General features: G+C 57.9%; 9 protein-coding genes and 3 pseudogenes. 6 read left to right on the forward strand and 6 right to left on the reverse strand.

Annotation, left to right across the window (positions count from 1 at the left end):
• The first annotated feature begins 188 nt into the window (after positions 1-188).
• Positions 189-2,192: a CocE/NonD family hydrolase gene (locus FHX09_RS25650; RefSeq protein WP_184450804.1), complete on the forward strand. Its 2,004-nt coding sequence runs from the start codon at positions 189-191 to the stop codon at positions 2,190-2,192.
• 278 nt (positions 2,193-2,470) lie between these two features.
• On the opposite strand, the gene FHX09_RS25655 is transcribed toward FHX09_RS25650, so the two are convergent.
• A complete protein-coding gene (locus tag FHX09_RS25655) occupies positions 2,471-2,785 on the reverse strand; it encodes a hypothetical protein (RefSeq protein ID WP_132593524.1) in 315 nt (104 codons plus the stop codon).
• 505 nt (positions 2,786-3,290) lie between these two features.
• On the opposite strand from FHX09_RS25655, the gene FHX09_RS25660 reads away from it, so the two are divergent.
• Complete coding sequence (locus tag FHX09_RS25660) at positions 3,291-4,535, forward strand: ATP-binding protein (protein ID WP_184450805.1); 1,245 nt, start codon at positions 3,291-3,293, stop codon at positions 4,533-4,535.
• Between the two features lie 3 nt (positions 4,536-4,538).
• The gene (locus tag FHX09_RS25665; protein ID WP_132593528.1) at positions 4,539-5,201 is read left to right on the forward strand and encodes an RloB family protein; all 663 of its coding nucleotides are present in this window, start codon (positions 4,539-4,541) and stop codon (positions 5,199-5,201) included.
• 532 nt (positions 5,202-5,733) lie between these two features.
• Here FHX09_RS25665 and FHX09_RS25670 read toward each other — a convergent pair.
• Together FHX09_RS25670 and FHX09_RS25675 are read right to left on the reverse strand one after the other, a co-directional pair.
• On the reverse strand, positions 5,734-6,480 hold the full coding sequence (locus FHX09_RS25670; RefSeq protein ID WP_246699511.1) for a tyrosine-type recombinase/integrase: 747 nt from the start codon (positions 6,478-6,480) through the stop codon (positions 5,734-5,736).
• A gap of 80 nt (positions 6,481-6,560) precedes the next feature.
• Positions 6,561-7,802 carry a site-specific integrase gene (locus FHX09_RS25675; RefSeq protein WP_132593530.1) on the reverse strand — a complete coding sequence of 414 codons (1,242 nt, stop codon included), beginning with the start codon at positions 7,800-7,802 and terminating at the stop codon, positions 6,561-6,563.
• Positions 7,803-7,926: 124 nt separating this feature from the next.
• Here FHX09_RS25675 and FHX09_RS25680 point away from each other — a divergent pair.
• Both FHX09_RS25680 and FHX09_RS25685 read left to right on the forward strand, forming a co-directional pair.
• Positions 7,927-8,070 (forward strand): annotated as a pseudogene (locus tag FHX09_RS25680) (transposase domain-containing protein); the annotation flags it as partial.
• Positions 8,070-8,375: a hypothetical protein gene (locus FHX09_RS25685; protein ID WP_132593532.1), complete on the forward strand. Its 306-nt coding sequence runs from the start codon at positions 8,070-8,072 to the stop codon at positions 8,373-8,375. The pseudogene FHX09_RS25680 and the gene FHX09_RS25685, both read left to right, overlap by 1 nt.
• Before the next feature lie 87 nt (positions 8,376-8,462).
• Here the strand turns inward: FHX09_RS25685 and FHX09_RS25690 are convergent.
• Positions 8,463-8,831, reverse strand: a pseudogene (locus FHX09_RS25690) (transposase); the annotation flags it as partial.
• Here FHX09_RS25690 and FHX09_RS25695 point away from each other — a divergent pair.
• Positions 8,775-8,942 (forward strand): annotated as a pseudogene (locus FHX09_RS25695) (IS630 family transposase); the annotation flags it as partial. The pseudogenes FHX09_RS25690 and FHX09_RS25695 sit on opposite strands and share 57 nt — an antisense overlap.
• Before the next feature lie 6 nt (positions 8,943-8,948).
• Here FHX09_RS25695 and FHX09_RS25700 read toward each other — a convergent pair.
• A complete protein-coding gene (locus FHX09_RS25700; protein ID WP_184450806.1) occupies positions 8,949-10,265 on the reverse strand; it encodes an HlyD family type I secretion periplasmic adaptor subunit in 1,317 nt (438 codons plus the stop codon).
• Positions 10,258-12,045 carry a type I secretion system permease/ATPase gene (locus FHX09_RS25705; RefSeq protein ID WP_348632829.1) on the reverse strand — a complete coding sequence of 596 codons (1,788 nt, stop codon included), beginning with the start codon at positions 12,043-12,045 and terminating at the stop codon, positions 10,258-10,260. The genes FHX09_RS25700 and FHX09_RS25705 overlap by 8 nt, the downstream gene beginning before the upstream one ends.
• Positions 12,046-12,065: the final 20 nt, after the last annotated feature.

Raw genomic sequence — 12,065 nt, forward strand, 5'->3', positions numbered from 1 at the left:
TTCGGCCCGAAATCGACGGCGCTGTCGCCGCCCTTTGACGACTACACGGATCTGCTCTTGAAATCCGTGCCGGAAATGGAGATCGGCTGGCTGGAGAAGGTGCTCACGACGCGAAAGATGGCCAGCGCCGGGAATTGACCAAGCGGTCGTTCGAGACCAGCAGGCGTAATGAAACATGGAATTATACAATGACTAACCGCAGCTTCACTGTCATCGAAAACGAATGGATCATGCTCAAGGACGGAACGCGGCTGGCGGCGCGTATCTGGATGCCTGACAATGCCGAGGCACAGCCGGTGCCGGCGGTGTTAGAATTCCTACCCTACCGCAAGCGCGACGGAACCAGCCTGCGCGACGAATCCACCTATCCCGTCTTTGCCGCGGCCGGCATTGCCGGGGTGCGCGTCGATATCAGAGGGTCCGGTGAATCCGACGGCGTTATCGACGGCGAATATACCGAGCTCGAACTCGCCAATGCCTGCGAATTGATAGCCTGGATCGCAGAACAGCCCTGGTCGAACGGCTCCGTCGGCATGATGGGCATCTCCTGGGGCGGCTTCAATTGCCTTCAGGTCGCGGCCCTTCGCCCGCCGGCGCTGAAGGCGGTGATTTCGATTGCCTCCACTGTCGACCGTTACAACGACGATATCCATTACAGGAACGGTTGCCATCTGTCGGCGCAGCTCTCCTGGGCTGCCACCATGCTTGCCTATCAATCCCGTTCACCCGATCCGGCCATCGTCGGTGAAGACTGGCGGGAGATGTGGCTGCGGCGCCTTAAGCAGGAACCTTTCTTCATGGAGGAATGGCTTCAGCATCAGCGCCGCGACGACTTCTGGCGACATGGGTCGATCTGTGAGGACTTCGACAGCTTCGATATTCCGGCCCTCGTCATTGCCGGCTGGGCCGACGGCTATCGCAACACGCCGTTGCTCGCAGTGGAAGGCCTCGGCGAGAAGGCGAAAGCGCTTGTCGGACCATGGATCCACAAATATCCGCACCTCGCCTGGCCGATGCCGCGCGCTGATTTCCAGGGCGAAGCCATTGCCTGGTGGAATCGCTGGCTACGAAACGGGGATAATGGTGCGGAGACCATGCCATCCGTGCGCGCCTATATTCTGGATGCCATCAAGCCCGCCACGCGCCGGGATTTCGACCCTGGCTTCTGGATCGCCAAGCGTAGTTGGCAGCAGCCTGACATGCAGTGCTTCTATGTAGAGCAGTTCGGCACCTTGATGGAAGGCATGCCGATCCCGCACGCGCCGGAGCACCCCGTCTATCTGCGCTCGCCGCTCGACACGGGCACCGCCTCGGGCGAGTGGTTCTCGCTGAAGCCGGATGCGGAACTGGCGATCGATCAGCGCGTCGATGACGCCGGGTCGCTGACCTTTCAGACCGCGGCGCTGGCCGAAGATCATGATTATCTCGGCCGTCCGGTTGTGACGCTGGCGCTCAGATGCGATGCCGAAACCGCCAATCTCTGCGCAAGGCTTGTCGATATCCATCCGGACGGCACAGCAACCCGTGTCTCCTTCGGCCTGCTCAATCTCGCCCATCGCGATAGCAACGCCGCGCCCGAACCGATGAGCAAGGGTGAACGCACGACTGTGAACCTGACTCTCGATGCCTGCGGCTACCGTTTTCGCAAGGGGCACCGCATCCGTCTATCGCTATCGACTGCCTATTGGCCAATGGTTCTGCCGCCTCCGGAAGATCCGGGTCTGACGATCGACATCGCCTCCATCGGCCTTGGCCTGCCAATTCTCGGGCCGCATGAGCTCATCGACGTGAAGCAGCCTGACAATCCCGATCCGCTGCCGAAATATATCGAACATGCGCCGGGCTCGACGAAGCGGCAAGCGGTGCGCGATCTCTCGGCCGGCCTTACCCGCTATGAAATCCAAGAGGACACCGGCCTTTTCGAACATCCCGGTACCGGCCTGTCGACGCGGCAGCTGCGCGAGGAAACCTGGTCGATTGCGCCGGATGACCCGCTGTCGATGTCCGGCATCTCGACCTGGACCTGCGATATGCAGCGCCCCGGCTGGTTCGTTCGCACGGTCGCGACCTCATCCATAGCCTGCACGGCAAAGGACTGGATCATCAGCGCCTCGGTCATTGCCTATGAAGGCGAGACAGAGATCTTACGGAAGATATTCGAAGAGAAGCGCATCGCGCGCGACCTGATGTAAATCAGCGCTGACAGGCAAATGGGCTCGCCGCCGCAAACCGCGGCATGATTGCAATTGGTGGGGCAGTTTAGCCCGTGCCCCAAAAATGCTTAACCAGCTTGGGACAAATGTCCGGACATCGATGTTAAGGGCGTGCGTGCTTTCCATTTCAAGAGCTGGTGGAGAGCGGCCCAATTTCCGGCCAACTTCGCATCGATCCCGACGTGGATGCTATTGAGCCAGTCGCACGCTGATTGCAGCACTGCCAATTCCTGCGTCACGAGGTTGGGGTCGTATCGCTATGTCTCGACGATCTCGTCCTCCTGGTTCAACGTGACCAGAGCCCTGAGCGCGCTGCGCTGATCCCTGTCCCACCCCGTCAACTCCTCGGCGGTAATCGGTTTCTTCACCGACTTCGCTACGTTTCTGTCCGTTGGATACCGGAAGAACACACCGCGCTCATCCATTGCCTCTATAGCGCTAATGGCCCTGTCAAGTTCGTCCGGCATCGGCAGCCACGCCGTTCGCGCCTGCTTTTCAAGCTCAGCTTGGTTCTTGCTAAGGACATCGACCAACGTAGCGTACGGTGCTCCAACGCCGTGCACGCCGGTCATGGGCCTGAATTTACCCCCACCGACACAGCAGGATAGCCCGCGCCCCGGCCTACAAATGCTCGATGCGCCACCACAACGGCGGACTTCTAAAACAACTCGGTCGCGTGTCACTGTAGAAAGCAAGTGGCAATTTTCGATCGGAATCCTTCTCCGCAGCCAGCGACATCTCTGCGCTGGCTTTGAAAGCACCGGCCATAGCGCCGAATCCATCATCCGAATGGTGGTCGTAAGAAGGTGTAGTAGCCAAAGCACGGTGGGGCACATCGCTTGGACTGAGGCGGAATGGTTGCTTTGAGAAATCGCCGGCCGCGAAGAGGAAAAGGAAATCAGCGAGTTGTCTGTCATCCCTGTTGTCCAGCGGCGTCGCCCCAACGTGAACGGCCGCCGGTGGCGATTCTCCGGTAAGCTGCACGTATTCGATCTATTTCGGCGCGTCAGCCGAAATAAATTGACTTTTTGCGGAATTTACGCGAAATATGGACTTGATACAGGAAGGCCATAAATTATGTTGCTCGAATTCCGCGTCAATAACTACCGCTCAGTCCGTGACGAGGCTGTGCTAAGCATGGCCGCGAGTTCCGACTCCACCCTAGAAAGCACGCATACCCGCGAAACCGGCCTGGAAAAGGTCAAGCGGGTGCTCAATACCGCGGCTATTTATGGAGCCAACGCCAGCGGCAAGACGAACATCATCCGTGCCCTGCAATTCATGCACAGCATGGTGATAACCTCAAACCAGGTTCAACCCGACCAGCAAAACAACCTGACCCCATTCCGAATGCGGCCAGATCATGAAACTCACCCGACCTTATTCGAGGCGACGTTCCTTATTGCCGGAAAGCGCTTTCAGTACGGTTTCGAGCTGACGCGCACCCATGTCCTAAGCGAATGGCTGCTGGTTTACGAAAGTGCGAAGCCGCAGGTCTGGTTCTCCCGCACGTACAATGAGAAGAAAAAGAGCCGCTACGACTATACCTACAGCGACTATTTCACCGGCTCGAAGAAGCTCTGGGAGAGCGCGACCCGAAAAGAAACGTTGTTCCTCACAACGGCGATCCAGCTCAACAACGAGCAGCTGAAGCCCCTCTACCGGAAGTTCGCCGAGGATATGGCCATCTTCCCCGACGGAGGAGGTATAGGCTACGGGTTCTCAGCTAACTATGCGGAAGAGAACTCCCGCAACCTTTCGAGCGTTGTGTCCCTGATCGCTGCGGCCGACACGGGCATCTGCCGTGTATCCTTCACGAAACAGCCGGGTCGACAATTTCATATTAATCTAGGCACAGGTGTGCCGGAGGTTAAAGACACGGAAATCGACGTTCCGCAGTTTGGCCACCTCGCCGAAGGCCAGGTATACGAATTTGAGTATGGCGAGGAATCCGCCGGCACTCAGATCCTCTTCAGCCTCTCGGGGCCAATCTTGGATATTCTCCAGCGCGGCCGCCTACTGATCGTCGATGAACTTGATCGGAGTCTTCATCCGCTGCTGGTGCAGAAGATCGTCAAGATGTTCAACAATCCGGAGCTGAACCCCAAGGGAGCGCAGCTGATCTTTACCACCCATGACGTGTCCCTGCTCGACGGCAAACTCCGGCGCGACCAGATCTGGTTTGCCGAAAAAGACGCAGCCCAGGTCTCGCATCTCTTCCCCTTGCTGGAGTTTTCGCCACGGAAAGGCGAAGCCTTGGAGAAAGGCTATTTGGGCGGTCGCTACGGCGGCATCCCAATCTTCGGTACGATGAAAGAGTAAGATTTGGCCAAGAAGCACCGCTTTGAACGCACCGAAGCACGCCTGACACGCCGACCGGGTCGGAAGAGGTCCTATGACCGGACGCTGATCGTGTGCGAAGGCGAAAAGACTGAGGTCAATTATTTCGAGGCGATCCGCCGCGAAAAACGGCTTCCCAACGCCGATGTCCGGATTGTGCCGTCCGACTACGGAACCTCCCCATTGAACATCGTCGAGTATGCGATCGACCTGTTCAACGAAACCAAGGGCTTTGATCGCGTCTACGTCGTCTTCGACCGGGACGACCATCCGAGCTACCACAATGCCCTCGCCAAAGCTGAGGCCACCGACAAGAAGCTGAAAAGCGACGAGGGGAAAGCGGTTCCGTTTACCGCCATCCCATCGGTTCCGAATTTCGAGCTGTGGGTATTGTTGCACTTCCGCGACATTCTCGCTCCCATCCACCGGACCGAGGTTCATGCCGAGTTGAGAAAGCCGGCGCACTACCCAACCTACGCCAAGAACAGCAAGACAGTGTATGAAGACACCAAGGACCGGATTCCCACCGCCACGGCCCGCGCGGTTAATCTTCGCGCGCACTTTAACGCACATAACGGCACGGATCCCTACACGGCCGCCGACGTGCTGACCGGCGAGCTGATGAAGATTGCCGGACGGTTCTCCTAGATGGACGAGCTTGCAAAGGCGACCGCGGCGTTTCGGGCTGCGATTGAACATACGCCGTCGAGCAAGTTGTAGATCGGCCTTCAGTGGTTCCCCCGTAGAGCCCGTGGCGATACGACTGACCGTCTAGGCTACTATCTGAAAACTCACGGGGATCCGGATCAGGACAGGTTTGCCTATCATCTCCGCCGCTGTGAAGCCAACAGGCGCTTCGCGCCCCCATTCCAACTGGTGTCAAGCCGTCCAGCGTCTTGTTCTCACGTGCCCTTTATGGGACCCCAAAGGAGGATCTGGTCCGATCTTAAATCGAATTCGCCTTGAAGGGATCAGAACCAAGCATCCTGTTATTACACATTTCCTTTGTAATAGTTTCGTTAGGAGAGCCAAGAACTTGGCCTAACTGGATTGGGTGGTGATATGTGAGGAGGCGCAGGGACGATCCTGCACCTCCAAGCTTTAGTAGAAACCTGCTACGGGTAAAACGCCGCGCCATATCGCGGTGAGAACCATGGCAAGCGCGGCGAGGATCGCGAGATTACCATCGGCTTTTGCTTCGAATACGTAGAGCTTGAATTTCAGCCACATCTTCGCCAGCGCGATGCCAGTTGATCAGGGTCTGGACGGCGAAACGGTGACGAAGATCGTGAATCCGCGGGCCATCGCGATCCCCCTCCTGCCGTAAACCAATTTGCCGGGATAGTCGCCAGAACACCCGGTGCACGTATTGATGCAGCAACCTGCCGCCCTGTTCGGCGACGAAGAAATAGGGACTGCGCGGCGTGCCAAGGTGTGCATCGCGTCGAGCAGCATAGTTTGTAAGGACAGCGATTGTCGTGCCATGCAGCGGCACCAGCCGTGACTTGCCGAACTTTGTCTCTCGGATAGTGAGGACACCTTGCTCGAGATCGACGTCGGCCCGGAGCAGGCCGAGCGCTTCAGAATGGCGCAGTCCGGCGACCGCTATCAGTCCGAACAGGCAATGATACGTCCAGCGTCGAAGGGCGTTGGCTGGCGGCAGCGACAGTGCTGCCGCCAGCAGCGCCTGAATCTCGATGTCGCTATAGATGTAAGGCTTTGTCCGCCGCGCCGGCGGCACTGCGTCGCTCGGTGGCACTTCCGTCAGAGGATCGAAATGACTGAGGTGCTGGGCAAAGCCGCGCACATCAGCCAGGCGGATGGACCAACTCGGCTGTCGGCCCATCGACGTCACCCACTGCATTGCCAGGTCCGACGTGATGGTCTCGGCGCCGCGGGCTTCCATGAAGGTGACGAATGCCGACAACCGTCGTGCCGGCCCATCATATTTGTATCCCAGCCCTCGGCGCATGCCGACATAGCGGTTGAGGGCAGTGCGAAGCCGGCTCATTGGACACCTCCCGGCCAGGGCAGGCTCAGTCCACGCAGCTTCTCAACATCGAGCTTGGCATAGATCCTTGTGCTGTCGATGCTTCGATGGCGCAGCAGTTGGCCGATCTCGGCAAAGCTGGCACCCGACCGTAAAAGGTCGGTCGCGAGGCTGTGGCGGAAAAGATGGGCGCCGTGATGGGCATAGCCATCAATGCCTGCCCGCTCGAGTGCCTGCTTCGCGATCATCGTGATGGCGCAGCCGGAGGCAAAGCCCACGTGCGGCGCAAGTGTTCGCAAGAAAACTCGCCGACACGCCGAAGCGGGACGCCCATGCCGGATATAAGCCACGATAGCTGTTCCGACGTCGTGACGCAGCGGCATAGTCGCTTGCCGCCGGCCCTTTCCTTGTACGAGAATCGTGCCCGACTGCCAGTCGATGTCATCGAGATTGAGGCTAGCAACTTCGCTAGCGCGCAAACGGAGCTTGGCCAAGATCATCAGAACCGCATAGTCCCGATGCCCCATTGCCGTCGTCCGGTCACAGGCATCGAGAACCTTCTGGACCTTTTCTGGCGGCAGGAAGGTTGGAAGGCCGGCAAGTCGCCAGCGGCGGATGGATGGCACGCAATCGGCCAACGCCGTCGAAATGAAGCCCTTCAAATGCAAGTAGCGCAGCAAGGCACGCACAACCCCGCACATTGCCTTGCCGCTGTCGGCGGAGCCATCGAGCGCATTTCGTTCGACATACCCGATGACAATCTCCGGGGTGAGCGCTGCAAACCCATTCGCGCCGGCAGGACAGGCCTCCCGTAGAAATCGAAGTGACAGAAGCTTGTGGCTACCCACCGTCGAGGCGGCGAGCCCTCTCTCATTCGAGAGATATGCCCCGAATACATCGACGATCTGCTCGTGCTCAGTGCGCTCAACCGGAAGCGCAGCTGGTATTAAGCCCTCTTCCCGTAACGCTGAAAGCACACGTCGGAGTGCCGATCGGTCGCCCGTATCAGGACTCCAGTGTTTGAAGCGATGCTCAAGAAAACGATCGACATAAACTTCGTTCAAATCCTGCGGGGCATATCCATTGCCAACATGCCAGTCCATCATGTCTCGAAACAGGCTCAGCGAGCGCCACGTGCATTGCCGACCCAAACCTTCTTTCGACATCTTGGCGGCGTAGACACGCGCAAACTCCCGATACGGACCGTGGAGCAGCTTCCGATATAGGGCGCTGCGATTCAAATAGTCAGTTGTGTTCATGTGTCCTCTCCTTCGCGTCAATTGCGACGGAGAGACCCTAATCTATGCCGACTGAGCGACCGCTATGCTGCCGGAAACGTTGGGAAAAACTTGATTAATCGGCATAGTTCGCCGGTCGGCATAAACTGCTAAACTCCATGGCCACAATCCGGAGGTCTATCTCACAGACGTCCTGACCCGGATCAAAGATTACCCCACAGACAGGCTTGAAGACCTGTTGCCATGGAATATGCTCCCAGCAGATTCCGCGCTGCAAAAGGCTGTCTGATGGCTCGTTCGATGCACATCTATACGATCGAAAACGTCGCTGCCATGATCGGCGAAAACCTCGAACTGCTCCAAGAGATCGCTGCAAACTCGGACAATATCGACTACGGCGAAATGGTGCGCGTCCACAACGGGACCGAAGATGGCACAACCGGCTTCACGGACCGGGGCGTCGAATGCCTCGAGGAGTTCCTAGCGGATGTCAGGACATGGACCGGAGGGATCCGGCAGTTCTTGGTCGATGAACAATGCGATCCCGAGATGATCGAGCGCGTCATGGCAGATGAGCTAAGCCGCAAGTCCTAGACCGCGCCTCGTAGACGAAGAAATGCATTCGCCGGACGCTCACAAATCAGCTGCGGGCAGTCGAATATCTTTACTTTCCCGCACAACAGCCATCAGCGCCGCAACGTTGGCAAGGCCGCCGGTCGCGATGATCCCCGGTTCAGCCAGATGCGTACGCAAGGCGTTGACCGACTGCGTCCTCTGCTGGACCAGAAGGGCACGGGTTTTCAACACCATTACGTCTGCCTGCTGTTCGGCGGTCTTGATGGGAACGAAGCGCATGGTCTTGCGGATCACCGCCTCGCTGATGGCTTCCGCATCGGCCGCGTCCGTCTTGCCGCGTTTGACGAAAGGTTTGACGTAACCCGGTGGAATGAGGCGCAGATCATGGCCGAGTTTCGCGATCTCGCGCACCCATACCCCGACCTTAATCCGATCGAGCAGGCCTTCGCCAAGATCAAGCACTGGATGCGCCAGGCCCGAAACATTGAGGAAACTTGGCGACATCTGGGTCTGCTCGCCGACACCATCAAGCCAGAATGCGCCAACTACTTCTCAAACGCCGGCTACGCTTCCGTCAAAACATGAAGCGCTCTAGTGCTCACGAATAGCGCGCCGCAGTCGGTCAGAAAGCGGCTCCCAGAGATAATCGAGAAAAGTACGCTTGGATGTTGTGATAAAAGCCTCGACCGGCATGCCCGGAACAACTTGTGTACCATTGAGCCGGTCAAGCTCGCCCGGTGGCAGATGAACGCGGACGGGGTAATAGGAGATCCGCGTTGGAGTATCCTCGACCAGGTCTGCCCCGATCATTTCTACCTTTCCCTCGAGATCTGGAGTCGTGGAACGATTGAGGCCACTGATTCTGACAAATGATTTATCCCCCACATGGATCGAATCCACCTCTTGCGGCGAGATGCGCAATTCGACGTTGAGCTCTGCCATCTCCGGCACGATCATCATAAGCACCTCGCCTGCGCCAACAACGCCACCGACCGTGTGGACGGAGAGCTCGTGTACGACACCGGCCAGGGGCGACCGGACGCTGACGCGTGTCAAGGCATCCTCTGCCTCAATCTGTTTTTCGCTGAGTTCATTGATCTTGCTCTCGGTTTCCGCAAGATCCTTGCCCGCCTCGGCAACCGCGATCTGATCCAGATTCAACACCTGGAGTTTTGTTTCCGCGATCTTTGCCCGAATCTCGGCTGTGGACGCTTGAAGCTGCCCGATCTCACCATCGAGTTGCGCCATGTTCCGCTCGAGGATCTTTACTTGGCTAACCAAGACAAGCTGCCTGTCGAGGAGACTGCGAAGGCTGCGAAGCTCTGTATCGAGCAATTGACGCTCGTGTCGTTTGGCACTCTCTTGCAGGCTAAGGCCATCAATCTGATTCATCAACTGCGTCACGCGCTCGGTAAGCTGCTGCTTCTGTCCCTGCCTTGCCTTCAGGCGCGCATCGAGAAGCCGCTGCTCTCGGTTGAAAAGGACGCGAGCCGACACGGCATTAGAATATCTGGTGAAGTAGCTGGGAAGTTCGAAATGGACTGCTCCGTCGCGTTCGGCGACCAGCCTTGCTGCGCTCATTTGAAGTTCCGCAAGCTGATGCTCGACGATTTGGAGTTCAGACCGCGCATTGGTATCATCAAGACGCAGAAGTGTCTGTCCTCCCGCGACCCGCTGTCCCTCATGGACAAGTATCTCCGAAACAATACCACCTGCCTTGTGTTGAATCTTTTTTATGTTTCCTTCGACCTCGAAATGTCCTGACGCAACGACAGCGCTGGAAAGTGGTGCAACGGTTGCCCAGACACCGAACGTAGATGCGAAGGCGGCAATCAACATCGCGCCGGCTCGCCTGTAGCGGCGAAGCGAAAGCGAGTGGTCGGAATACAAAGGGGTCGAGCTATACATGGCTGGAATTTCCACTGGCCCTAAGGGGGATCGTGCTTTCGGAGGGCCTCGAAAGCACCGCCATGACCTCATCCTTGGGGCCAAAGAGCTTGATGCTCTTTTCGTGAACAAACGCGACCTTGTCCACGGATGCCAGTCCGAGCGGTCGATGCGTGATTACAATCGCGATTCCGCCTCGACTGCGCACGCCGCTGATGGCATTGCTGAGCGCCGCATCACCGGACGCATCGAGGTTGGAGTTCGGCTCATCGAGAACGACGAGAAACGGATCGCCATACAGTGCCCTCGCCAAGCCAATCCTTTGACGCTGACCCCCGGACAGAAAAATGCCCCCGTCGCCGATTCTGGTATCATAGCCGTCCGGCATGCCGACAATGAGCTCATGGGCGCCCGCGGCCGTCGCCGCCTTGATAATCTTCTCGGAGTTGCCCTCAACCTGAAACCGGGAAATCGCCTCCGCGATCGTGCTGTCTACCAGGGCGAGATCCTGCGGCAAATAACCGATATGGCGCCCAAGGCTGTCGCGGTTCCATTGATGAAGCAATGCACCATCGAGCCTCACACTGCCTTTCATCGGCAACCAAACGCCGACAAGGGTGCGCGCCAGCGATGACTTGCCTGAGCCACTTGGCCCGATGATACCGAGGCCGTCACCGGCTTTCAGTTCAAACGCGGCGTTCAACACGACAGGATCCTGGGCACCCGGCGCGGCAACAGCAAGTCCGTCGACGGTTACCTTCAGGCGGGGTGCCCGCAACTCGACCTGCTCGCCTTCGACAGCAATCGACAGGGAGCTCTTGAGTCTCGTATAAGCCGCCCTCGCGGAGACGAATCCCTTCCAATGTGCGATTGCTGTTTCGATCGGCGCCAGTGCTCGAGACGTCATAATCGAGGCGGCGATCATAGCGCCGCCCGATACCTCCTGGTTAACCGCCAAGTAGGCTCCCAACGCCAGTATTGACGACTGAAGGACCGTGCGGAATATCTTTGCAAACGCACCGAGACTGGCCTGCACGTCACTTGCCTGCAAGCTCGTATCGCGAAAATCGCGACTGAGCTTCCTCCACCTGTTTCCCATCGATCCATGCATGCCCATGGCATCGATCGCCTCGCAGTGGCGTCGCGCCGATTCTGCGAACAGTTGCTTCCGATTGCCATGCAAACTGGCTTCATGTGTCGGGGCGCGAACTTGCACATCCGTCGCGATGGCCAGAATGACGATGACACTCCCGCCACCGACCGCGAGCCAACCGAGCCATGGATGCAGCAAAAAGCAGCCGACCACGAAAAGCGGCATGAAAGGGAGGTCAAACATGGCTGTTGGACCAGGACTGCCAAGGAATGCGCGAACCTGATCGACATCGCGTAGAGGCTGCATTGCTTCGTCTGGCTTTGCACCCTTCAAGGGCAAAAGGCTTGCAGCACGAAAAGCCAGACTTGAGAGGTCTTCATCGAATTGCGCGCCAATGCGGCTCAGCATTCGTAGTCGAAACGAGTCGAGTAACCCCTGTAACAGAAAGGCAATAAGCGCTATCGCAGAGAGCACAATTAAAGTCTCAACGCTCCGGCTCACCAAGACCCGGTCATAGACCTGTAGCATGTAGAAGGATCCGGTCAGCGTCAAAATGCTGATGACGCCGGAAAAGATCCCGACTGCCCGAAGATCAGGCAGTCGGCGCCTGAGGGCGATGCTCGCTGGTAGTGTTCTGGATAGTCTAGGATCGAACAAAGCATGGTTTGCGTTTGCAGCACGCAGTGGTTGATGCATGTGAAGCTCCATCTATCGCCCGGCGAATGTCT

Source organism: Rhizobium sp. BK538 (genome assembly GCF_014197575.1).
Classification (GTDB): Bacteria; Pseudomonadota; Alphaproteobacteria; order Rhizobiales; family Rhizobiaceae; genus Rhizobium.

Coding starts and splice junctions, on each gene's coding strand:
- FHX09_RS25650 (WP_184450804.1), top strand. CDS start 189: ATGACTAACCGCAGCTTCACTGTCATCGAAAACGAATGGATCATGCTC.
- FHX09_RS25655 (WP_132593524.1), bottom strand. CDS start 2,785: ATGACCGGCGTGCACGGCGTTGGAGCACCGTACGCTACGTTGGTCGAT.
- FHX09_RS25660 (WP_184450805.1), top strand. CDS start 3,291: ATGTTGCTCGAATTCCGCGTCAATAACTACCGCTCAGTCCGTGACGAG.
- FHX09_RS25675 (WP_132593530.1), bottom strand. CDS start 7,802: ATGAACACAACTGACTATTTGAATCGCAGCGCCCTATATCGGAAGCTG.
- FHX09_RS25685 (WP_132593532.1), top strand. CDS start 8,070: ATGGCTCGTTCGATGCACATCTATACGATCGAAAACGTCGCTGCCATG.
- FHX09_RS25700 (WP_184450806.1), bottom strand. CDS start 10,265: ATGTATAGCTCGACCCCTTTGTATTCCGACCACTCGCTTTCGCTTCGC.
- FHX09_RS25705 (WP_348632829.1), bottom strand. CDS start 12,045: ATGGAGCTTCACATGCATCAACCACTGCGTGCTGCAAACGCAAACCAT.